Below are 22915 nucleotides of genomic sequence, written 5' to 3'. Positions count from 1 at the left end.
ATGAGTTCGAAGCGATGGTCCGCAGCTTGCACCGGGGTGCAAGCAAGGGCCAGCGCGAAGAAATCGCCCGATTTCACTCCAACCCTTCGGGACAGTGGCTTTGCGAGCGGTCTGCGTCGTTGCAAATCCTCGCAATAGCGCGGCTATTGCTGCGGTGTTGCGCCTCGCATCCCATCTCGCAAAGACACTGTCGCGGCGCGAGGAGACTTTGAACAGGTTCTAAGGGGGTCCTGTCGATCAGCCCAACTGGAAGATCTTGCCCGGGTTCAGAATGTTCTTCGGGTCCAGCGCCTGCTTGATGGCGCGCATCATCGCGACGGCGCCTTCGCCGGCCTCTTCCAGCAAAAAGCCCTGCTTGTGTACGCCAATGCCATGCTCGCCGGTGCAGGTGCCCCCCAGCGCAATGGCGCGCTGCACCAGCTGGTGGTTGAGCTGCTCGGCCTGGGTGCGCTGGGCATCGTTGTCCGGGTCGATCAGGTAGCCGAAGTGGAAGTTGCCGTCACCCACGTGGCCGACCAGAAAGTAGGGGATGCCGCTGGCATCGGCCTCGGTCACGCACTGCAGCAGCGCATCGGCCAGGCGGCTGATGGGCACGCAGGTGTCGGTGGTGATGCAGCGGCAGCCCGGCACGCTGGAGACGGCCGCAAAGTAGGCATTGTGGCGGGCGGTGAAAAGGCGCGTGCGGTCTTCCGGGCGCTCGGCCCATTCAAAGGCATTGCCGCCATGTTCGCTGGCCAGCTCCTGCACCATCTCGGCCTGTTCCTTGACGCCGGTCGGCGAGCCATGGAACTCCATCAGCAGCATCGGTTCCTCGCGCAGATCGAGCTTGCTGTAGGCATTGACCATGCGCACCGCATTCACATCGATCAGCTCCACGCGCGCAATCGGAATGCCCAGCTGGATGGTCTCGATGACGGTGCGCACGGCCGCTTCAATGGTTGGGAACGAGCAGATGGCGGCGCTCACTGCCTCGGGCAGCGGGTAGATGCGCAGGCTGATCTCGGTAAAGATGCCCAAGGTGCCTTCGCTGCCCACCATCAGCCGTGTCAGGTCGTAGCCGGCCGCGCTTTTCTTGGCGCGGTTGCCGGTGCGGATCACCTGGCCGTTGGCGGTCACGACCTCCAGCGCCAGCACGTTCTCACGCATGGTGCCGTAGCGCACGGCATTGGTGCCGCTGGCGCGGGTCGATGCCATGCCGCCAATGGAGGCGTCAGCACCCGGGTCGATCGGGAAGAAGAAGCCCGTGTCCTTGATCGCCTCGTTGAGCTGCTTGCGGGTGATGCCCGGCTGCACGGTGATGGTCAGGTCCTCGGTGTCGATCGACAGCACCCGGTTCATGCGGCCCACATCGATGCTGATGCCGCCTTGCACGGCCAGCAGATGGCCTTCCAGCGAGGAGCCGGCGCCGTAGGCAATGACGGGCACCTCGTACTGGTGGCACAGCGTCACGGCATCCTGCACGTCCTGCGTGGATTCGGCATAGACCACGGCGGCCGGTGGCGGCGCGGTGATCGAGCCTTCGTCGCGGCCATGCTGCTCGCGCACGGCCTGCGAGGTCACGCACTGGCTGCCAAAACGGGCACTGAGCGCTGCCATGAAGGCATCGGGAATAGGGCGCTGCGCAGCAGCCAGGATGTGGGAGGAGGTGGGCGCGTTCATGGGGTTCTCCGGGGCGAAAGCCAAGAATAGCACCGCCCGCCTTTCAGCGCTGTCCGCTGTGCTGCAGCCGACCATGAAAAAACCCCGCCGTAGCGGGGAGAGGGAGAGTTCGGGAGAATCAGCGGGGGACGCTGGTCAGAGAGACTTTTTGACCGGCTGGCGCGCCTGGTGGCGGCGCGGGTCATGGGTGCCCAGTTGGCGCTCGACCTGGATAATGCGGCTGCCGCTGGCAGCCTGGCCGATGCGCTGCTGGCTGCTGCTCAGCGGTTGGGCACTGGCCATCGCCGATGTGACCGCAATCGATGCAAACAGCATCACGCTGCGGGCGTCAAACGGGTGGGCGAAAAACTTGCCAGACATCTGTAGATCCTTTCGTCATTCCGACATGGCTCTATTGAACCCGGAATCGGCGCTGTTTGCTATCATTTTTGCTTAGTGTTGCCTCGGCTACATATTTACCGCGCCGGTAACAGAAAATAGGCGGAGATTCACAGCCGCTTTACAAGGATTACCCATGGGCAACCGTCTCTCCCAAATTGCGACCAGAACCGGTGACGATGGCAGCACCGGCCTGGGCGACAACAGCCGTGTCTCCAAAGCCAGCGGCCGCCCCCAGGCCATGGGCGATGTCGACGAGCTCAACTCCCATATCGGCCTGCTGCTGTGCGAGCCCCTGCCCGCCGATGTGCGTGAGCTGCTGATCGACATCCAGCACCAGCTGTTCAACCTGGGCGGTGAGCTGTCCATGCCCGGCTACGAACTGCTCAAGGACGATGCACTGCTGCAGCTCGATACCGCGCTGGCGCACTACAACGCGCAGCTGCCGCGCCTGGCCGAATTCATCCTACCCGCAGGCACGCGCGCTGCTGCGCAATCCCATGTCTGCCGCACCGTGGCGCGCCGCGCCGAGCGCATGGTGGTGGCGCTGGAGCAGGGCGAGGCCATGCGCCCCGCGCCGCGCCAGTACCTCAACCGCCTGTCCGACCTGCTGTTTGTGCTGGCCCGTGTGCTCAACCGTGTCGATGGCGGTGACGATGTGTACTGGAAGAGCGCGCGGCTGGCGCGCATGCAGGCAGAAGATGGCCCTGGCGGCAGCAACATCGGCGCTGGCCGCTGACCCGCGAGGCCCCGCCCATGCGCCTGCGCCATATCGAAGTCTTCAACGCCGTGATGCACACCGGCAGCGTCAGCGCTGCGGCGCGGCTCATCAACATCTCGCAGCCGGCCGTCAGCCGCACCTTGCAGCATGCCGAGCTGCAGCTGGGCTTTGCGCTGTTCCAGCGCAGCAAGGGCCGCTTGGCGCCGACCAGCGAGGCGCTGGCCTTGCTGCCGCATATGGAAAAGCTGTTTGCCCAGCTCGAAGAGGTGCAGCGCCTGGCCGACAGCCTGCGCAAGGGCCGCGACGGCGATGAGCTGCGCATTGCCAGCGTGCTGGCGCTGAGCCACGAGGTACTGCCCCGGGCGCTGGCGCAGTTCAAGCAGAAGCACCCGCATGTCAGCGTCAGCCTGCAGTCGCTGCATTCGCCGCAGATCGTCTCGGCGCTGATGATGCAGGAGGCCGATGTCGGCTTTGTGCTCAGCAATGTGCAGCAGGCCAGCCTGCAGCAGGAGAGCCTGGCGCGCGTGCCCATGGTCTGCGTGGTGCCCAAGGGCATGCTGCCGCCCTTCAAGCTGCGCGCAGGCAGCCTCGCGCTCGAGGACCTGACCGGCGTGCCCACCATCAGCCTGGATGCGCAAGACCCCGTCGGCATGCTGCTGAGCCAGCTGGCCCGCGAATCGAGCGCCGGGCTGGACCACTTTGTGACGGTGCAGACCTACCACACGGCCTTGGCGATGGCCCACCATGGTTTGGGCGTCGCGATGGTCGATGGCTGCACCGCCTTGTCCGCGGACCACAGCAAGGTCGATGTGCTGCCTTTGGCGCCGGGCCTGCAGGTGCCGGTCAATGCGATCCGCGCAGTCTCGCAGCCGCAGTCCTTGCTGGTCAAGGCCATCACGCGCGAGATGCAGAAGGTGCTGGCGGCGCAGCTGTAGGCGGATTTGCGGTTTAGGCGGTCTGGCCGATGTCGTAGGTCAGCTGTGCAGCGGTGCCAAACGCCAACGTAAAGCCCAGCGCGCCATGGCCGGTGTTGATCCAGAGGTTGCTGGCACCGGCCGACTTGGCAATCGGCACGGCCGTCGGCGTGGCAGGGCGCAGGCCGGCCCAGGGCTGGACGTTGACGTAATCGCTGCAACCGGGAAACACCGCTTCGGTGGACGCACAGAGGCTGCGGATCTTGTCCTGCGGAATGCGCAGGTCGTGGCCCACCAGCTCCACCATGCCGGCCACGCGCAGGCGCTGGCCAATGCGCGCAAACACCACCTTGCGGGCGCTGTCGGTGATGCTCACCGCCGGTGCCTTGCGGCCTGCTGCGGCCACGTCCAACGTGATGCTGTAGCCCTTGAGCGGGTAGACCGGCAGATCCACGCCCAGCGGCTTGCACAGCGCCACGCTGTCCACGCCCAGCGCGACCATGAAGTGGTCGGCCTCGATCTCGCCGTGCGCGGTCTGCAGCGCGACGATCTTGCCCCCTTCGCGGCGCAGGCGCTCGATGGGGGTGTCCATGATGAACTTCACGCGCTTTTGGCGCAGCCAGTCTTCGAGCTGGCGGCAGACCTGGTAGCAATCGGCGGCGCACTCGCTGGGCGTGTGCACGGCGCCGGCAAACTGGCTGCGGTAGGCGGCCAGCGCGGGCTCGAGCGCCACCGCTTCGTCGGGGCCGACGATGCGCTGCGGCGCGCTGCCCAGCTGGCTTTGCACATCGACCTGGTGGCGCGCCGATTGCACGGCTGCATCGCTGGGGTAGAGCACCAGCTTGCCGGTGGTGCTGTAGTCCCAGTCGCCCCCGACCTGGGTCTGCATGGCCTCAAAACGCTGGCGGCTGACGGCAGCCAGCTGCAGCAAGGCGCGGGTGCTGGCGGCGGAGCGGTCGGCATTGCAGGCGCCCAGAAAGGCCAGGCCCCATTTCCACTGCTGGGGATCGGCCTGCAGGCGGAACTTGAGCGGCGAATCGCTGCTGAACAGCAGCTTGGGCAGCTGCTTCCAGATCGCAGGGTCGGCCAGCGGCTGCACATAGCTGTAGCTCAGCTGCGCACCATTGCCCTTGCTGGTGCCACTGCCCGCATGGGAGGCCTTGTCAACCACCGTCACCTGGTGCCCGGCCTGGGTCAGCTCATAGGCGGCAGCCAAACCCACAATCCCCGCACCCAGAATGCAAACCTGCATGGAACACCCCCTGAAAACCCTTAAATATAGGCGCTTGAAATCCGCCTGTCGCATAGCAAAATGGGCAACAGGCATGCCATTTGCTTATAGGTACAGCGGTTCCGCCTCTGTGCGGTATGCCATGCACCATAACCAAGCGTTATGGGCCTGTCCCAAAAAGGCATTGTTGAAACAAAGTGCTGGTTTCTACACTGTTCCTATTGTTTGATTCAAGGAGGTTCCCGATGAAGTTTGTTAAGTCGCTGGTCTGTGCTGCTGCCGCCATCGCCTGCCTGCCCTCGGCCTTTGCCGATGTGCTGGCCAAGGCCAAGGATTCGGGCGAAATCACGTTCGCCTACCGTGAATCCTCGGTGCCGTTCAGCTACCTCTCCGGTGGCCAGAACGCCATCGGCTTCTCGGTGGACATCTCCAACGCCGTGGCAGACGCCGTGCGCAAGGAAATCGGCAAGCCCGACCTGAAGGTCAAGTGGCAACCCGTCACCTCGGCCAACCGCATTCCGCTGATCCAGAACGGCACCGTGGTGCTCGAATGCGGCTCCACCACCAACAACAGCGCCCGCAACAAGGACGTGGATTTCGCGATCAACTACTTCTACACCGGCACCCGCGTGGCGGTAAAGAAGAGCGCGGGCATCAAGAACTGGGCTGATCTGAAGGGCAAGACCCTGGCGATCACCACCGGCACCACCAACCTGCCTGTGGTGCGCAAGTACAGCGCCGACCAGAAGCTGGACATCAACATCACCCTGGCCAAGGACCATGCTGACGGCTTCCTGCTGATGGAAAACGACCGCGCAGCCGGCTTTGCGATGGACGACATCCTGCTGTTCGGCCTCAAGGCCAACTCCAAGGACCCGGCGGCCTACGAAGTGGTGGCCGACGCACTGCAAGTCGAGCCCTACGCCTGCATGCTGCCCAAGGGCGATGCAGCGTTCAAGAAGATCGTCGATGGCGTCATCGGCGGCATGATGAAGTCGGGCGAGTTCACCAAGCTGTACGACAAGTGGTTCCTGCAGCCCATCCCTCCGAAGAACCAGGCGCTGGGCCTGCCGATGAACAAGGAACTGCAGGACAATCTGACCGCGCAAAGCGACAAGCCTGCGATCTGATGGACAATCCCGTGTCGTGCAAGGCACGCACTGCAATGGCCCGGCAACGGGCCATTTTTCATTTTCTCTGGAGTTCGGCATGAAGCTTCACACCGTAGGCATTCTGGGCGGCATGGGCCCGGCAGCAGGCGCTGATTTTGTGCGCCTGTTTGTACAGGCCTGCGCAGACCATGTGCGCGCAAGCGGCGCACCCGTTACCGACCAGGGCTACCCCGAGCACTGGCTGGCCCAGTTGCCCATACCGGACCGCAGCGCAGCGCTGTTGGCGCCCGAGACCGCAGAAGACCCCTTCGCGATGATGTGCCAGGGCCTGGACAAGCTCCAGTCCGTCGGTGCTCAGGCGGTGGCCGTGGCCTGCAATACCGCCCATGCCTGGCATGGGCGCCTGCAGCAGGCCTACCCGCAGCTGCAGCTGCTGCATATCGCGCGCGTCGTGGCCGAGGGGCTGCAGCAGCAAGGCCAGCCGTCTTGCATGCTGCTGGCCACGCAAGGCACCTACCGCATTGGCCTGTATGACCAGGCGCTGGCCGCCTGCGGCATCACCGTGTACCTGCCGCAAGAGGCCGAGCGCGAGCAGCTGATGCGCGGCATCTACCAGGGTGTGAAGGCCGACCGCATGGACCAGGCGCGCGCCGATTTCGCCGCCGTGGCGCAGGCCATGCGCGCCCGCCATGGCGATGTGCCCCTGATCATGGGCTGCACCGAAATACCGCTGGCCCTGCCCGGGGCCGACAGCGTGCAAGGCCTGCCGCTGATCGACCCGGCCTGGGAGCTGGCCAAGGCATTGGCGCGCGTGGCCTACGGCGACTGAATCAGTCCGCGTTTTCGAGCATCGCCATCGTGATGCGCGACACGCAAGTCAGTTTGCCCTCGTCGTTGACCATCTCGATCTGCCAGACCTGGGTCATGCGGCCGATATGCACGGGTTTGGCGGTGCCGGTGACCCAGCCGCTTTGCACACCCCGGATATGGTTGGCATTGATATCGAGGCCGACACAACGCCAGCCCTCGGGCGCCGAGAACATGGCGCCCACGGAGCCCAGCGTCTCCGCCAGCACCACGCTGATCCCCCCATGCAGCAGCCCATAGGGCTGGTGCGTGCGGTGGTCCACCGGCACACGGCCCACCAGGTAATCGTCGCCGATCTCCACATATTCGATGCCCAGGTGTTCAATCGCCGTGTTGCGCGCCTTGTCGCGCAGCACGTCCAGCGAGATGGGCTTTTTCCAGATAGCAGTCATGGGGTGTCCAGGCTCCACAAAAGTGATGCCACAGCATAGCGCTGCGCAAGCCGGCTGCCTACCGCCTGCATGACGCGCCGGTTGAGGCGGGGCGCTGGGGTGAGCTTTGTGGCAGCTTTGGTGGGGGCATGTGAGCAGGCGAAAAAATAGCGGGCTTGGCGGAAGGAAGCTTGCGCCAAATCCATACTTGTTTGGAACTTGATGCCATCGTTCGAAAGCACCGCAAGAGTTGGGCTGCTGCGTAATAAGCCAGAGAAGGTGAAGGGGCCACTAGGCCCCTTCCAAAAGATCGCGAAGTTCGCTTTAACCCCTGAGGGGGACCGCTTGCGCGGCGGAGAACAGCTGTTTACTTCACTGTGCTGTTGCTTCACGGTACAGCAATACCGCTGCTCTCCCATCGGTCCAACACCGGAGTGGTGGGCGGTTTGAGCTATTGGGGGCCGACGATAAAACACGTCCGAGCCACTGTCAAGCCGCGTGTTTATCTGTGGCGGTGGCTGGTTGCCAAGCGGTTTCTATTCGCTGTCGGATGGTGGAGACGAATCCCCTGCAGAATCAGCAGGCGGCATATAGCGCTTGAGAGCCCTCTGGAATGCGAGTACCAAAAAAGTGCATATTACTGTGAGAGCAAAAGCGATGACTGCAGCTGCTTGGTTGGCGTCCCAAACCAGAAAAAAAATGGCTGTCCCTAGGAGACTAATAGCGAGGCAGAGAACGGAAAGACTAGTGTTTTTCCAGAGGGGGATTGCGGCGAACTGAAGGTTTTTATTGGCTGTGGAGTGGCTGGTGAAGTTGATGCAAAAAGAGCAAAGCCAAAGTACGAATGCTGATGCCGATAAGCCAACGGAGCAAATCCGATCATCATTTGAAATGCCAGCGTTTATTTGGAGGGCAACCAGCAGTACTGCAAGTGCTGCGCCTGCACCCCCAAGACTTAAGGATGGATTGGTGTGCCACTCATGTGAATCATTGGAACTCTCGACTGCAGCCGGGTTGCCTTCAGGTAGATTTTTCATCTCCCCAATGTAGCAAGCCAACCCATGAATTCACCGGCGTGCCGTTGCGCACCAGAAACATGCGATCCGAGATTTTTGTAAGCGTTCGCTCAATTGCTCGTTGGCACCTGCTCGCCATCGCCGTCCGCCTCACCCAGGCCGTCGTCGCCGCTGGCGCCGTCTTCGACCAGCAGCTCCACCAGCTCGCGGGCGAAGGAGGGCAGGGATTCGAGGTTGCGCACGACGATCTGCATCTCGCGGTTGGACCATTCGTCCGAGATGCTGATGATGCGGATGTCCATGCTGCGCGCATGGCGGCGGGCGGCGGATTCGGGCAGGATGCCGATGCCTACGCCCGCTTCGATCATGCGGCAGGCGGCTTCAAAATTGCCCACCTGGATGCGTTGCTTGATCGGGCGGTGAAGCAGGTCACTGTGCTGGCGCAGGAACGCATGGATGGCGCTGGATTCGTGCAGGCCGATGTAGTCGTATTCCAAGGTATCGCCAAAGGCCACGGACTTGCGGCGGGCGAGGGCATGGTCGGCATAGACGACGAGCACCAGGCGGTCGCTGCGGTAGGGCATGGCGACCAGGCTTTCGGTGCGCACCTGGCCGGCGACGATGCCGATATCGGTCTGGCCTTCGCCGACGGCGCGGATGATGTCGTTGGACAGGCGCTCGCGCAGGTCGATGTCCACATCCGGGTGCTTGCGCAGATAGGCGCGCAGCACCGGAGGCAGAAACTCGCCCAGCGCCGTGGTGTTGGCAAACACCCGCACATGGCCCTTGATGCCGCGTGCGTACTCCTGCATGTCGCCGCGCAGGTGCTCGATCTGGCCCAGCACCGTGCGGGCATGCTGCACAAAGGCCTGGCCCGGCAAGGTCAAGGTGACGCCCTGGCTGGTGCGGTACAGCAGCTTGACACCCATGCTCTCTTCGAGGTTCTTGATGCGGGTGCTGGCCGCCGGCAGCGAGATGAACGACAGCTCGGCCCCCCGCGTCATGCTGTTCGCGTCTGCCACATGCACCATCAGGCGCAGATCCACCAAGTCAAAATGCATAGCCATGGCGCGATTGTAGGCCTTGCGTTTTAACCCAGGGACCCTCTGGACGCCGCAAGCCGCCCTGCCTGTCACCCAGGTTGGGCTTGCGTCCAGCGCCCTCAGCATTCGACGATGTGCACCGCCAGGCCGCCCAGCGAGGTTTCCTTGTACTTGCTCATCATGTCGGCGCCGGTGGCGCGCATCGTTGCAATCACCTTGTCCAGGCTGACGATGTGCGAGCCGTCGCCGCGCAGCGCCATGCGTGCTGCATTGATGGCCTTGACGGCGGCCAGTGCATTGCGCTCGATGCAGGGCACCTGCACCAGGCCGGCGACCGGATCGCAGGTAAGGCCCAGGTGGTGCTCCATGCCGATCTCGGCGGCATTCTCCACCTGCGCGGGGGTGCCGCCCAGCACGGCGCACAGGCCGGCGGCCGCCATTGAGCAGGCCACGCCCACTTCGCCCTGGCAACCCACTTCGGCGCCGGAGATCGAGGCGTTCTCCTTGTACAGAATGCCGATCGCGCCGGCAGTCAGCAAAAAGTCCACCACCCCGGCTTCGGTAGCGCCGGGTACAAAGCGCCAGTAATAGTGCAGCACGGCCGGCACAATGCCGGCGGCGCCATTGGTGGGTGCGGTCACCACGCGGCCACCGGCGGCGTTTTCTTCATTCACGGCCAGCGCAAACAGGTTCACCCAGTCAATCACCTCCAGCGGATCGGTGTTCGCATGCTGGGTCAGGCCTTCGTAAAAGCCTGCGGCGCGGCGCTTCACGTTCAGTCCACCAGGCAGGCGGCCTTGCGTGCTGCAGCCGCGTTGCACGCAGTCCTGCATCGCCTGCCAGATCTTGCGCAGGCCGCTGTCGATGTCGGCATCGCTGCGCCAGTGGCGCTCATTGGTGCGCATGATCTGCGCAATGGGCTGCTGGTGGTCATGCGCCAGTTGCAGCAGCTGCGCGGCGCTGTGAAAGGGCAGGGGCAGCACATCGGTATCGGGTGCAATCGCTTGCTGGCGCTCGGCATCGTGGGCCGCTTCTTCGCTGACGATAAAGCCGCCGCCCACCGAGTAGTAGGCTTGCGCATCAACCAGTTCATGCTGGGCATCCCAGGCCTCAAAGCGCATGCCGTTGGGGTGAAAAGGCAGGCTCACCGCGCCAATCAGGAGCAGGTCGGTGGCGGGGTCGAACACGATGCGCTGCTCACCATTGAGCAGCAGCTGCTGGCTGTTGTTGACCTGGGCAATGATGGCATCGACGGCGTTCACGTCCACCGTATCGGGCGCATGGCCGGCCAGCCCGAGGATCACGGCGCGGTCGCTGGCGTGGCCGATACCGGTAGCGCCCAGCGAGCCAAACAGCTGGCAGCGCAGGCGGGCCACCTGCGCCAGCGCCCCCTGGCGCTGCAGGCGCTGCACAAAGGCGTGCGCGGCGCGCATCGGGCCGACGGTGTGCGAGCTGCTGGGCCCGATACCGATCTTGAACAAATCAAACACGCTGACGGCCATGGCTACTTTCCGGTCAATGTTGCAACTGCAGACTGGCGCCGAGGATAGCGCTGATTTGGGCCTTGGCAAGGGGAAAAGCACCCATCACGCCCAGGTGGGCATGCGGCCCCAGGCGGCTGGCCACAAAGGCATCGGCATGCGCGGGCGCGGCGTGCTGCCGCATCAGGCCCGCCTGCGCCACCAGCACCAGCTGCTGCACCCATTGGCGCGCCTGCGCCTGCTGCGCCCAGGCATCCTGCGCCATCGCCTGCCACTGGGTGTGCAGGCGCTGCAGTGCTTGCGCCATCGCCAGGTCATCCGCTGCCATGCGCTGCAGGTCCTGCCACAGTCCATCACGCAACGCGGGCTCGCGCTGCAGCGCCTTGAGCACATCCAGGCACATCACATTGCCTGAGCCCTCCCAGATCGAATTGACGGGCGCTTCGCGGTAGATGCGGGCCAGCGCCGAGCTCTCGGTGTAGCCGTTGCCGCCCAGCACTTCCATCGCCTCGGCGCTGCAGGCAATGGCGCGTTTACAGACCCAGAACTTGGCCGCCGGTGTCATGATGCGCTGCCAGGCCAGCGCCGTGGTCTGGCCTGGGGCGCTGCTGTCTTCAAAGGCCTGTGCCAGTCGCATGGCCAGCAGCAGCGCCGCTTCGCTCTCCAGCGCCAGGTCGGCCAGCACCGATTGCATCAGCGGCTGCGCCGCCAAGGCCGCACCAAAGGCCTGGCGGTGCCGGGCAGACCACAGGGCCTGCACGGTGGCCTGGCGCAGCAGCGCGCTGCTGCCCAGCACGCAGCACAGCCGCGTGATGGTGGCCATCTCCATGATGGTGGCAATGCCCCGGCCTTCCTCACCCACGAGTACGCCATAGGCGTCGTCAAACAGCACCTCGCTGCTGGCATTGCTGCGGTTGCCCACCTTGTCCTTGAGGCGCTGCACCAGCACGCTGTTGCGCCTGCCATCGGGCCGCCAGCGCGGCACCCAGAAGCAGGCCAGCGGTGCCTGCAGCGCATCGGCGTCGTGCGCGCTGCTGGCCATGCGTGCCACCACCAGGTGCGCATCGGCCGTCGGCACCGAGTAAAACCATTTGTGGCCTTGCAGCCGGTAGGCGGCGCCGCGCCCGCCGCCTGCGGCATCCAGCGGGTAGGCCACGGTGGTGTTGCTGCGCACATCCGATCCGCCTTGCTTTTCGGTCATGCCCATGCCCACCCACAAAGCTGTTTTGTCTGCCACCGGTGCATCACGCGCGTCATGCTCGGCGCTGCTGATGCCGCGCGCGATCTGTGCCCACAGCGCGGGCTCCTTGCGCAGCACCGGGATGGCTGCCGTCGTCATCGTTGCGGGGCAGAGGCTGCCCGCCTCCGCCTGGCCATGCAGGTAAAAGCCGGCGGCCCAGGCTGTCCAGCGGCCGCTTGCTGCATCTTCCGGTGTATCGGCAAACGGCATGTCGATCAGTTGCTGCGCGCGGTAGTGCGCCAGCACCTGGTGCCATGCGGGGTGAAACTCCACCTGGTCGATGCGCCGTCCGCGTGCATCCCACTGCTGCAATTGCGGCGGGTGGCGGTTGGCCTGGTCGGCTAACTGCGCAAAGGCCGCGCTGCCCACGGTGCGCGCATGCTGCTGCAAGCCCGGCAGCCAGGGGTGGGCCTGCGCACGCGCCAGCGCGGCCTGCAAGGCCGGATCGCTGCCCAGCGGGTCGTAGCCGACCAGCTCATCCACCAGGTTGTCCTTGTCGCGCTCTGCCATGGCTGCTCTCCCAGATGTGTTCCTCCATTCTAGGAACGGCGCAGCAGCAACGCAAAAGCGGTCAGCGTGTGGCGTTCAGCCGGTCCAGCCGCAGGCGCTGGCGCTCATCACCCAGCGCCCGGGCGGCCAGCAGCACGCTGCCGGCAGCGGCCAGCGCGCCGGCAAAGGTCAGCAGCAGCAATAACAGAATCTGGTATTTGGCGGCTTCCAGCGGGTCCATGCCGCCCAGGATCTGGCCGGTCATGATGCCCGGCAGAGTGATCAGCCCGGCGGCCGACATCTGGTTGATGATGGGGATCAGCCCCCGGCGGATGGCCGCACGGGTGTGCGGCGCCATCGCCCGGCGCAAGGAAACACCCAGCGCCAGCTGGGCCTCGATGGCGGCGCGGCCGGTGCGCACGCCGTCAAAGAAACTGTCCAGCCCCAGGCTGGCGGCATTGAGCACGCTGCCCAGCACAATGCCCATCAGCGGAATCGCATAGCGCGCATCAAACCAGGGGTCGGGCCGCACGGCGGTCATCAGCGCCAGCACCACGGTCGACAGGCTCGACAGCGCGACCACCAGGCCCGCAATGCGGTAGTTGCCCCCGCCGGACAAGCGCTGGTGCGGCCGCACCGCGACCTCGCGCGCGGCAGCGGCCACCATCACCAGCACCACGACCAAGGTGGTGCCCGGGTGCGCCTGCTGGAACACCAGCCGCAGCACATAGCCCACCAGCAGCAGCTGCACCACCATGCGCAGCGATGCCCACAGCACCTGGCGCTGCAGCTGCAGGCGCATCGCCCAGGATGCGCCTGCAGCGGCCAGCACCAGCGCCGCGCCCACCAGCAGATCGCTGGGCTGCAGATGGATGGCCGGGTTCATTGCGCAGCCTCCATTGGCAGCAGCTGGTGGTCTACCAGTTGCATGCAGCGCTGGCCGACGCGGGCCGCCTGGGCCTGCGAATGGGTCACCCACAGCAGGCTCAAGCCCTGCTGCTGGCAGCGCTGCAGCAATTGCTCCACCGCAGCGACCGACGTGTCATCGAGCGCAGCCGTGGGCTCATCAAGCAGCAGCACCTGGGGCTGGCGCAGCAGTCCGCGCAGCAAGGCCAGGCGCTGGCGCTCTCCGGTCGACAGCTGGGTCAGCGGAATATCAATGAAGCCCTGGCGCAGCCCCAGTTCGCTGGCCATCTCCAACAGCGCCGATTGCGAGCCCGGCGGGAAGTGTTCCATCACCGTCGCCCCCCACCAAGCGGGCTCTGCCGCCAGGTACATCACCTGCTGGCGCCAGGCCGGGCCGCTGAAGGCGCTGCGCGGCTGGCCGTTGAGCAGCACCTCACCGCTGCCCGGGTCCAGGTCGGCAATCAGCCGCAACAGCACCGATTTGCCGGCCCCCGATGCGCCCATGACGGCGATGCATTCGCCTGCGCCCAACTCCAGCGAGCAGGGCCCGCTGATGGGGCTTTGCAGAGCGCGGATGGACAGGCGGCTGGGCTGAGAGGCTGGCATGGTGGCTGAGTGTAGCGCTGGGCTTGCGGAGTCGGGTCCACCGTACGCGATGGATGAGCGTTTTGCTCACCAGCAGAAAAGCCAGCAGCACCCAAGCCTGGGTGGCTGCTGGCTTCTTGGAGAGCGGTGCCGTGAGGGATTATTGCTCGATAGGCTCTGCCACAACAGCTTCAAAAGCCTGGCGCAGCGCATCGAGATCGGCGGGTGGGGCGCTTTCGTCGCTCTTGAACGTGATTCCGGTACCGTCATCAGTGCTGGTGGTCAGGCGGCGAACAATCAGCAGGTTGGTGGCGGTAGCTGCCGAGGTGCCTGTATAGCCTTCGCCATCATTGACCTTGTAGTCGAAGTAGTAGACCTGTTCCACGCGATCGGCAATGTTGAACTTGATGCAGACCACCAAGCCTGCATTCGGGCCGCTGGTCACATTTTCGCAAGCGAAACGATTGTCTGCCGTCGTCACAAAGCCGGTGCCATACCCGCTTCCCGCGACCAGCTTTTGCAGTTTGACCACATCCGACCGGGGAGTGCTGGTCCCCAACGGGGTGAACAACCACATGCCATACAGGCTTTGCGGGCTCTTGTCATAGCCGAAGCTGAAGCGGGAGATCTCCTTTTCTGCTTCGCCGGGGAACCTGATGTAGCCCTTGGTGCCGGATTCGAAACGCATCGACACGACACCATCGTTGCCGTTCTCCTGCCCAATGCGTTCGCTGCTGCCCAGGTAGCGGCCGCCACGGTACTTGTTCAAGGTGCCGGAATACTGGTTGTTCTTGTAAGCACCGGACGTCAGATAGAAGGTGGCGTTGCCGGAGGCGTCGTAGGCATACATCTGCATGACCAGTGTCTGGCCCTGCACATCAATAGCCAAGCCGCGACCGGGCTTGCCATTGAGTTCGCTGGTAACCACCCAGGTGCCCGACTGGGGCATGTAAGCCTGGGCCATGCTGCTGCCCAGCAGAGCGCCGATTGCAATCCATTTTTTCAGCATATGTCCATCTTTCCGTTAATAGTTTTCAGCAATCAAAACGGCATTAGATCATAGCTTTACAAAATAGAAGCACCGGTTCTACTTTGTTTGCATTGCAACAACAATATTTGGGACTAGTCGGCGCTACACACCTTCAACACCGCCTCCCCATATGCCTCCAGCTTCTTCACCCCAATCCCGCTCACGCCCTGCAGCTCATCCAGGCTCTGCGGGTTGCGCTGGGCGATGGCCGCCAAGGTAGCGTCGGCGAAGACCACGTAGGCGGGCACGTTGTGCTCCTTGGCCACTTCGGTGCGCCAGGCCTTGAGGTTGATGAAGCGGACCTGTTCGTCGGGGCCCAGGTTTTGCGCGGCGACGGCGGGTTTGGTGCTGCGCTGGCGTTTGCTGGGGCTGCGCTCGGCGGTGCTTTCGCGCAGCTCCACAGTTTGCTCGCCGCGCAGCACGGCGCGTGAGCCGTCGCACAGGGTGAGGGTCTCGAAGCTGTAGCCGGCCTCGGTCTGCACCTTGTGGGTGGCCAGGGCGCCAATGGCCAGCAGCTGGCGCAACACGCCGCGCAGCTGGGGCTCGGTGTAGTCCTGGCACAGGCCAAAGGTGCTCAGCTGTTGGTGACCAAACTGGCGCACCTTGTCGGTTTCCTTGCCGCGCACGATGTCGAGGATATGGCTGGCGCCAAAGGTGATCTGGCTGGCCGAATGGGCGCGGTAGATGGTGGACAGCAGCTTGCGCGCGGCATCGGTGCCGTCCCAGGTCTTGGGTGGGCTCAGGCAGTTGTCGCAGTTGCCGCAGCGGTAGCGTGGCGCCTTCTCGGCGGATGCGACGGAGGCCTCGGGGTGGGCCGAGTCGTAGTCACCGCCCTGGCCGTAGACCTCGTCAAAATAGGCCAGCAGGCGCACACGCCGGCAGTCGGTGGCCTCGGCCAGGCCCAGCAGCGCGTCAAGCTTGCCGCGCATCACCTGCTTGAAGGCATCGCCCGCCGGGCTTTCGTCGATCATGCTGCGCTGGCTGACCACATCGCGGTAGCCATAGGCCATCCAGGCATCGGCGGGCAGGCCGTCGCGCCCGCCCCGGCCGGTTTCCTGGTAGTAGCTCTCGATGTTCTTGGGCATGTCCACATGGGCGACAAAGCGCACATCGGGCTTGTTGATGCCCATGCCGAACGCGATGGTGGCCACCATCACAATGCCTTCTTCACGCAGAAAGCGGCTTTGGTTCTGCTGGCGCAGCTCGGCGCCCAGGCCGGCGTGGTAGGGCAGGGCATTGATGCCGGCATCGCACAGCGATTGCGCGACCTCTTCCACCTTCTTGCGCGACAGGCAATAGACGACGCCGGCGTCGCCATCGTGCTCGCGCTCGATAAAGCGCAGCAACTGGGCGGTAGCGTCTTTTTTCTCAACGATGGTGTAGCGGATGTTGGCGCGGTCAAAGCTGCTGATGAAGACGCGCGCCGATTCGAGCTGCATGCGCTCGACGATGTCGGCGCGGGTCAGCGCATCGGCGGTGGCGGTAAGCGCAATGCGCGGCACACCGGCATAGCGCTGGTGCAACACGGTCAGCTCGCGGTACTCAGGCCGAAAGTCGTGCCCCCACTGGCTGACGCAATGCGCCTCGTCGATGGCGAACAAGGCCAGCTTGCCCATCGCATGCAACTCATCGAGCAGGCCCAGAAAACGCGGCGTGTTGAGCCGCTCGGGCGCCACATACAGCAAGGTGATGCCGCCCGACAGCAGCTGCAGCTCCACATCGCGGGTCTGGTCGTAGTCGAGGGTGGAGTTGAGGAAGGCGGCCTCGACACCGATCTCGTGCATGGCGCTGACCTGGTCGTGCATCAGCGCGATCAGCGGCGAGATGACGATGGTGGTGCCGTGGCCCTGCTGCTGGCGCACGATGGCCGGGATCTGGTAGCACAGGCTTTTGCCGCCGCCGGTGGGCATCAGCACCAGCGCATCGCCGCCGCCAATCACATGGTCAACAATGGCTTGCTGCGAGCCGCGAAAATGCGCATAGCCAAAGGCATCCTGCAAAACGGTGTGGGCGAGGGAAGTCACAAATTGCTAGAGAAGGCAGCTGTGCCAGCCCCCTGAAAGGGCCGCGCAAGCGGGGTATCGTCAACAGGCCAGAAGGGCCGCCCTGACACGGAGCCGGGGCGCAGGCGCAAAGCGCTATTGTGCGCGTTTTGGGGCGCTGCAACGGCAGCGCGGGGTTTGTGGGGCGGTAACGGGCTGTTTTGTGGCGCAGGTGCATGGCGGCCACCCCGGCACGATACAACCAGCGCCGGTATGGCAAATAACGCCCCGCCGCCACGCGCCGGTGGGCGCCGCCCTACAATGGCCGCCATGTCACTGCCCCGCTACACCCGAGCCCAAGAACTGCCCGCCACCCTGGCCAAGCGCCTCGTCATCCTCGACGGCGCAATGGGCACCATGATCCAACGCTTCAAGCTGGGCGAGGCCCAGTACCGGGGCGAAGGCTACAGTGGCCCGGGCAGCGTGGGCGAGCGCTTCAAGGACTTTGGCTACGACGTCAAGGGCAACAACGAGCTGCTGTCGCTCACCCGCCCCGATGTGATCCGCGACATCCACGAAAAATACCTGGCCGCTGGCGCCGATCTGATCGAGACCAACACCTTTGGCGCGACCACGATTGCCCAGGAGGACTACCACATGGCCGACCTGGCCTATGAGATGAACCTCAAGAGCGCCCAGCTGGCGCGTGCGGCCTGCGACAAGTACAGCACGCCCGAGCACAAGCGTTATGTGGCCGGCGCCTTGGGCCCCACGCCCAAGACCGCCTCCATCAGCCCCGATGTGAACGACCCGGGCGCACGCAATGTGACCTTTGAGGCGCTGCGCCAGGCCTACCTGGAGCAGACCTTGGCCTTGATCGAAGGCGGCGCCGATGTGATCCTGGTCGAGACGATTTTTGACACGCTGAACGCCAAGGCAGCGCTGTTTGCGGTCGATGAGGCTTTTGAGCAGACCGGCGAGGTGCTGCCGATCATGATCAGCGGCACCGTCACCGATGCCTCGGGCCGCATTCTGTCGGGCCAGACGGTGACGGCCTTCTGGCACAGCGTGCGCCATGCCAACCCGCTGTCGATCGGGCTGAACTGCGCGCTGGGTGCGACCCTGATGCGCCCCTATGTGCAGGAGCTGGCCAAGGCCGCGCCCGATACCTTCATCAGCTGCTACCCCAATGCCGGCCTGCCCAACCCGATGAGCGATACCGGCTTTGACGAGACGCCCGACATCACCAGCCGCCTGGTGCATGAGTTTGCCGACGAAGGCCTGGTCAACATCGTGGGCGGCTGCTGCGGCACCACGCCCGACCACATTGGCGCGATTGCCCAGGCAGTGCAGGGCGCGACGGCGCGCAAGCTGTTTTACCCCGCTGCGGCCTAAGACGCCTTGCCAGCCACGGCCCGTTCTGGCCATCGGGTTTAGAACGGGTACTGGCGCTCGGTGGTTTGCATGGTGATCCAGCGGGTGTCGGTGAAGGCATCGATACCCTGGCGCCCGCCAAAATGGCCGTAGCCCGAATCCTTGACGCCCCCAAACGGCATTTGTGCTTCATCGTGCACGGTGGGGCCGTTGATGTGGCAGATGCCCGCCTCGATGCGGGCCGCCACGCGCCAGCCGCGTGCGGTGTCGCGGGTGAACACAGCCGATGACAGGCCGAACGCGTTGTCGTTGGCGCAGGCAATGGCTTCGTCTTCGCCGTTCACGCGCACGATGCCCTTGACCGGGCCAAAACTCTCTTCGTGGTAGATGCGCATCGCTGGCGTCACGCCGTCCAGCAGAGTTGCAGGCATCAGCGTGCTGTCGGCCTTGCCGCCGCAGACGATGGTGGCGCCTTGTGCCACGGCATCGTCGATCAGCGCGTTGCAGCGCTCCACGGTCGCCATGCCCACCACCGAACCCAGCACCACCGGCCCCTGGCGCGGATCGCCCAAGGGCAGCGCCGCAGCCCTGGCCGCCAGCTTGGCGACAAAGGCATCGGCCACGCGCTGGTCGACCACCAAGCGTTCGGTGGACATGCAGATCTGCCCCGAGTTGGCAAAAGAACTGAAGCTGGCGGCGCGGGCGGCGGCGTCCAGGTCGGCATCGTCCAGCACGATGAAGGGTGCCTTGCCACCGAGCTCCAGCAGCGCGGGCTTGAGGTGGCGCGCGCAGGTTTGCGCAATGAGGCGGCCCACGCGCGTTGAGCCGGTGAAGCTGACGCGGCGCACCGCCGGGTGGGCAACGATGGCCTCGACGATGCTGGCCGCGTCCTCTGGCGCATTGGTCACGAAGTTCACCACACCGGGCGGCAAGCCGGCATCCTGCAGCGCCTCCATGACCAGGCCGTGTGTGGCCGGACACCATTCCGAGCCTTTGAGGATGACCGTGTTGCCGCAGGCCAGCGCGGTGGAGATAGCGCGCACGGCCAGGATCACCGGCGCATTCCACGGCGCGATACCGAGCACCACCCCGGCGGGCTGGCGCACCGCCATGGCCAGGCTGCCTGGCACATCGGAGGGGATGACTTCGCCGCTGATCTGGGTGGTCAGGGATGCCGCCTCCAGCAGCATGTTGCTGGCCAGATGGACGTTGAAGCCCGCCCAGTGGCCCGAAGCCCCCGTCTCGGATGCCATCGCTGCGGCAATGGCATCGCCCTTGGCGTGCAGGGTGTCAGAAGCCTTGATCAGCAACGTGCGCCGCGCACCGGGCCCCAGCTGTGCCCAGGCCGGGAAAGCCGCTGCTGCGGCCTCGCAGGCTCTTATGGCATCGGCCACTGTAGCAGCGGGGGCGCGGGATGCGATGGTGCCATCGAGTGGATTCTTGCGCTCCACCGTCGCCGCATTGCCCGCGTTGCAAGCCTGGCCACCAATCAGCATCTTTTGTTCAATCATTGCAGGGTCTCCTGTTCGCTGCCGTTCATCCACTGTCAGGCGCACATCCTCCACCAGGCTGGCAATCCCTGCGCACCGGCAAGGGGCTGATGAATGCCTGCCAGTCCAAGGGGAGGGTGGGGCGCCAAGGCTGTTGATGCTATCGATCACACGCAGTTGCTGCAACGCGCAGGCAATGCGGGTGTGCCGGCGTGCGCTGCAGCCATCGGCGGTTCGAGCAGCGCAGAACGACGGCGATCCAGTGCTGAGAAGCTGCCCATGGCCGCCAGGACTTCAACGTCAGCCCGCTGATGCCCCCAGCGTCTGGCTGCACAAGGCAGCTATCACAGCACCATGCCCGCATCACTCATGCGGCGGGCATAGACGCTGAGCAGGACGCGCTCGGAATGGGTCAGGTAGTCATGCATCAGCTTGGCGGCCTGCTCCATGTCCCCGGCCTCGAAGCGTTCCAGGATGTTGGCATTCAGGTCGATGTAGGGCGCATGCATGAACTCGGCATCGCCCAGCATGCCAAACGCCAGGCGCAGCTCCACCAGCAGGTGCGAGAACAGGGTGTTGAGCCGCTCGCTGTCGGCCAGTGCCACAACGCCCTTGTGGAACCGCATATTGCCGGTGCCCACCTCCACCCAGCGGCCGGCCTCGCGCAGTTGCTTTTGCGCAGCGACGGCTTCGCGCATCTCCTTGCGCGCCGGGTGCTGCGGTATGGCCTGCTGCAGCGCCTGGCACTCGATCATGCGGCGCACGCGGTAGATATCCATGATGGAGGCCATCGATGGGATCGCGACAAACACGCCCCGGTTGGGCAGATGGCGCAGCAGCCCTTCCTTGGTCAGCAGCCGGAACACCTCGCGCAAGGTGTTGCGCGAGATCTCCAGGCTTTCGCTCAGTGCTACTTCGGACAGGCGTGATCCGGGCTGGAATTCCCCACGCACGATGCGGTCGCGGATCTGCTCGGCCACGCGGTCATTGAGCGAGAGGGTAGGCAGTGCAACATTCATGGCGATCGCAGGTAGTCAGAGATTGATACACATGATAGCGGTGGCCTGTAGCCCGGCCCAGCGCATTGCCCCAGCTGCTGAATCGGTCGGTCTGGCGATTTTCTTCGCCACAAAGACGAGAATTTCGCCTACATCGCTATTTGAAAGCAGATGTGTACGGGTTTTCCCGGTGAGAAAGCTGATTTTGTTTGGCTAAACTTTTGTATTGTTCAACAAACTGTCATTCACCATTGGTGAAACAGATAGGTTGTTGAACAAAAACTATGCGGTGCCCAGTCCCTGGGGGCCGTGCCTATAACAAACCTTGTATTGTCATGGACAGCTCAATCGTCAACCTCTGGCCGCTCCTCGGGGTGGCCGTCATCATTGTGGGATTCGTCCTGCGCTTCAATCCCTTTGTGGTGGTGGTCGTGACGGCGATCGTCACCGCTGCGCTGGCGGGCTTCCCGGTCCAGAAAGTGCTGGCCGAGCTGGGCACGGGCTTTGTCAAAACCCGCAATCTGCCGCTCATCCTGGTGCTGCCGCTGGCCGTGATCGGCCTGCTGGAGCGCCATGGGCTGCGCCAGCATGCGCAAAACTGGATTGGCCAGATCAAGTCGGCGACCACCGGCCGCCTGCTGATCGTCTACCTGGCCGCGCGCCAGCTGACCGCTGCCATCGGCCTGACCAGCCTGGGTGGCCACCCCCAGATGGTGCGTCCCCTGCTGGCCCCCATGGCTGAAGGCGCGACCGAAACCCGCTACGGCAAGCTGCCCGAAGCACTGCGCAACCGCCTGCGCGCTTTCAGCGCCGCGACCGACAACGTCGGCCTGTTCTTCGGCGAAGATATCTTTGTGGCCTTTGGCGCGATCGTGCTGATGACCACCTTCCTGCATGAGGCGGGTATTGATGTCGAGCCGATCCATGTGGCCGTATGGGGCATCCCGACCGCCATCTGCGCGTTCCTGATCCATTCCTACCGCCTGCGTCGTCTGGACCAGTACATCGCCAAGGAAATGGCCAACGCGCCTGCCCCAGCATCGACCACCCGCGAAGGAGGTGCAGCATGATTTTCAGCATCACCCAAGTCTATTGGCTGGCCGGTCTGGTCATGGCGGCCGTGGCCGTCTTCAACCTGCTCGATGCCAGCAACCCCAAGCGCTGGACCACCGGCCTGTTCTGGGGCCTGTATGCGGTCATGTTCCTGCTGGGCGACAAGATGCCGCCTGAAGTGGTGGGTGCCGGCGTGGTCGTGCTGGCGCTGATCGTGCTCGTCAAGGGCGTGGGCGGTGGCAAGCCGCAAGTGCGCAGCGATGCCGAGAACAAGGAAAGCGCACTGCGCCTGAAGAACAAGCTGTTTGTGCCGGCGCTGGCGATCCCGGTGGTCACGGTGATCGGCAGTGTGCTGCTCAAGGACTTCAAGATCGGCGGCAACTTCCTGATCGACCCCAAGAACGCCACCCTGGTGAGCCTGGCACTGGGCTGCATCATCGGTGCGGCCATGGCCTGCAAGATGACCCGCGAATCGCCGGTGCAATCGCTGCGCGAATCGCGCCGCCTGGTCGATGCGATGGGCTGGGCCATGGTGCTGCCGCAGATGCTGGGCATGCTCGGTCTGGTGTTCTCCGATGCGGGCGTTGGCAAGGCCGTGGCCCATGTGACCACCACCTACATCAACATGGACCTGCGCTTTGTGGCGGTGGTGGTCTATGTGGTCGGTATGGCGCTGTTCACCGTCATCATGGGCAATGGCTTTGCGGCCTTCCCGGTGATGACCGGCGGCGTGGGCGTGCCCGTGCTGATCAACGTGTACCACGGTGATCCAGCGATCATGGCCGCGGTGGGCATGCTCTCGGGCTACTGCGGCACCTTGCTGACACCGATGGCGGCCAACTTCAACATCGTGCCGGCGGCGCTGCTGGAGCTGCCGGACCGCAATGCCGTTATCAAGGCGCAGGTGCCTACGGCGCTGGGCATTCTGGTCTGCAACGTGTTTTTGCTGTACTTTTTGATGAACCACTGATCGCC

General features: G+C 64.4%; 21 protein-coding genes. 7 read left to right on the top strand and 14 right to left on the bottom strand.

Translation table 11 applies throughout. The annotated features are described in order from the left end of the window. Positions 1–237: 237 nt before the first annotated feature. Complete coding sequence (locus tag ACHWUQ_RS10580) at positions 238–1659, bottom strand: FAD-binding oxidoreductase (protein WP_394681088.1); 1422 nt, start codon at positions 1657–1659, stop codon at positions 238–240. 135 nt (positions 1660–1794) lie between these two features. Then, positions 1795–2019 (bottom strand): hypothetical protein, encoded by a 225-nt coding sequence (locus tag ACHWUQ_RS10575; RefSeq protein ID WP_312453198.1) that lies wholly within the window; start codon positions 2017–2019, stop codon positions 1795–1797. 154 nt (positions 2020–2173) lie between these two features. Between ACHWUQ_RS10575 and ACHWUQ_RS10570 the strand changes: the two genes are divergently transcribed. Together ACHWUQ_RS10570 and ACHWUQ_RS10565 are read left to right on the top strand one after the other, a co-directional pair. After that, the gene (locus tag ACHWUQ_RS10570) at positions 2174–2776 is read left to right on the top strand and encodes a cob(I)yrinic acid a,c-diamide adenosyltransferase (protein WP_230774000.1); all 603 of its coding nucleotides are present in this window, start codon (positions 2174–2176) and stop codon (positions 2774–2776) included. A gap of 17 nt (positions 2777–2793) precedes the next feature. Then, complete coding sequence (locus tag ACHWUQ_RS10565; RefSeq protein ID WP_394681087.1) at positions 2794–3693, top strand: LysR substrate-binding domain-containing protein; 900 nt, start codon at positions 2794–2796, stop codon at positions 3691–3693. Between the two features lie 13 nt (positions 3694–3706). Here ACHWUQ_RS10565 and ACHWUQ_RS10560 read toward each other — a convergent pair whose 3' ends face one another. Further along, positions 3707–4924, bottom strand: coding sequence for a D-amino acid dehydrogenase (locus ACHWUQ_RS10560; RefSeq protein ID WP_394681086.1), 1218 nt, complete (start codon positions 4922–4924; stop codon positions 3707–3709). Positions 4925–5148: 224 nt separating this feature from the next. Between ACHWUQ_RS10560 and ACHWUQ_RS10555 the strand changes: the two genes are divergently transcribed. After that, positions 5149–6033 carry an amino acid ABC transporter substrate-binding protein gene (locus ACHWUQ_RS10555; RefSeq protein ID WP_394681085.1) on the top strand — a complete coding sequence of 295 codons (885 nt, stop codon included), beginning with the start codon at positions 5149–5151 and terminating at the stop codon, positions 6031–6033. Between the two features lie 79 nt (positions 6034–6112). Then, positions 6113–6844, top strand: a complete 732-nt coding sequence (locus ACHWUQ_RS10550; RefSeq protein ID WP_394681084.1) for an aspartate/glutamate racemase family protein — start codon at positions 6113–6115, stop codon at positions 6842–6844. Position 6845: 1 nt separating this feature from the next. On the opposite strand, the gene ACHWUQ_RS10545 is transcribed toward ACHWUQ_RS10550, so the two are convergent. From ACHWUQ_RS10545 to recQ, 9 genes are all read right to left on the bottom strand, one after another. Further along, the gene (locus ACHWUQ_RS10545; RefSeq protein WP_394681083.1) at positions 6846–7274 is read right to left on the bottom strand and encodes a hotdog fold thioesterase; all 429 of its coding nucleotides are present in this window, start codon (positions 7272–7274) and stop codon (positions 6846–6848) included. Between the two features lie 515 nt (positions 7275–7789). Next, on the bottom strand, positions 7790–8290 hold the full coding sequence (locus tag ACHWUQ_RS10540) for a hypothetical protein (protein ID WP_312526275.1): 501 nt from the start codon (positions 8288–8290) through the stop codon (positions 7790–7792). 89 nt (positions 8291–8379) lie between these two features. Further along, on the bottom strand, positions 8380–9336 hold the full coding sequence (locus ACHWUQ_RS10535) for a LysR family transcriptional regulator (RefSeq protein ID WP_239810082.1): 957 nt from the start codon (positions 9334–9336) through the stop codon (positions 8380–8382). A gap of 95 nt (positions 9337–9431) precedes the next feature. Beyond that, positions 9432–10814, bottom strand: coding sequence for an L-serine ammonia-lyase (locus ACHWUQ_RS10530; RefSeq protein ID WP_239810083.1), 1383 nt, complete (start codon positions 10812–10814; stop codon positions 9432–9434). A gap of 13 nt (positions 10815–10827) precedes the next feature. Then, positions 10828–12543, bottom strand: a complete 1716-nt coding sequence (locus tag ACHWUQ_RS10525) for an acyl-CoA dehydrogenase family protein (RefSeq protein WP_394681082.1) — start codon at positions 12541–12543, stop codon at positions 10828–10830. A gap of 61 nt (positions 12544–12604) precedes the next feature. Further along, on the bottom strand, positions 12605–13408 hold the full coding sequence (locus ACHWUQ_RS10520; RefSeq protein WP_394681081.1) for an ABC transporter permease: 804 nt from the start codon (positions 13406–13408) through the stop codon (positions 12605–12607). Continuing rightward, positions 13405–14034 carry an ATP-binding cassette domain-containing protein gene (locus ACHWUQ_RS10515; RefSeq protein WP_394681080.1) on the bottom strand — a complete coding sequence of 210 codons (630 nt, stop codon included), beginning with the start codon at positions 14032–14034 and terminating at the stop codon, positions 13405–13407. The genes ACHWUQ_RS10520 and ACHWUQ_RS10515 overlap by 4 nt, the downstream gene beginning before the upstream one ends. 139 nt (positions 14035–14173) lie before the next feature. Next, entirely contained in the window at positions 14174–15022 is an 849-nt protein-coding gene (locus ACHWUQ_RS10510; RefSeq protein WP_239810087.1) for a hypothetical protein, read from the bottom strand. Between the two features lie 113 nt (positions 15023–15135). After that, positions 15136–17067, bottom strand: a complete 1932-nt coding sequence (gene recQ / locus ACHWUQ_RS10505; protein ID WP_394681079.1) for a DNA helicase RecQ — start codon at positions 17065–17067, stop codon at positions 15136–15138. 288 nt (positions 17068–17355) lie between these two features. Here recQ and ACHWUQ_RS10500 point away from each other — a divergent pair, with 288 nt between their 5' ends. Further along, a complete protein-coding gene (locus tag ACHWUQ_RS10500; protein ID WP_239810089.1) occupies positions 17356–18420 on the top strand; it encodes a homocysteine S-methyltransferase family protein in 1065 nt (354 codons plus the stop codon). Positions 18421–18458: 38 nt separating this feature from the next. Here the strand turns inward: ACHWUQ_RS10500 and ACHWUQ_RS10495 are convergent, their stop codons facing one another. Continuing rightward, positions 18459–19910 carry an aldehyde dehydrogenase gene (locus ACHWUQ_RS10495; protein ID WP_394681078.1) on the bottom strand — a complete coding sequence of 484 codons (1452 nt, stop codon included), beginning with the start codon at positions 19908–19910 and terminating at the stop codon, positions 18459–18461. Between the two features lie 323 nt (positions 19911–20233). Next, positions 20234–20908: a GntR family transcriptional regulator gene (locus ACHWUQ_RS10490; RefSeq protein WP_312526256.1), complete on the bottom strand. Its 675-nt coding sequence runs from the start codon at positions 20906–20908 to the stop codon at positions 20234–20236. A 314-nt stretch (positions 20909–21222) separates the two neighbouring features. Here ACHWUQ_RS10490 and ACHWUQ_RS10485 point away from each other — a divergent pair, with 314 nt between their 5' ends. Together ACHWUQ_RS10485 and ACHWUQ_RS10480 are read left to right on the top strand one after the other, a co-directional pair. After that, entirely contained in the window at positions 21223–21957 is a 735-nt protein-coding gene (locus tag ACHWUQ_RS10485) for a DUF969 domain-containing protein (RefSeq protein WP_394681077.1), read from the top strand. Further along, positions 21954–22910, top strand: a complete 957-nt coding sequence (locus tag ACHWUQ_RS10480; protein WP_239810092.1) for a DUF979 domain-containing protein — start codon at positions 21954–21956, stop codon at positions 22908–22910. The genes ACHWUQ_RS10485 and ACHWUQ_RS10480 overlap by 4 nt, the downstream gene beginning before the upstream one ends. Positions 22911–22915 lie beyond the last annotated feature (5 nt).

The organism is uncultured Comamonas sp. (assembly GCF_964277875.1).
Classification (GTDB): Bacteria; Pseudomonadota; Gammaproteobacteria; order Burkholderiales; family Burkholderiaceae_C; genus Comamonas; species Comamonas sediminis.
Note: the sequence above shows the minus strand (reverse complement) of the source record. Positions and strands in the feature narration are given on the sequence as shown.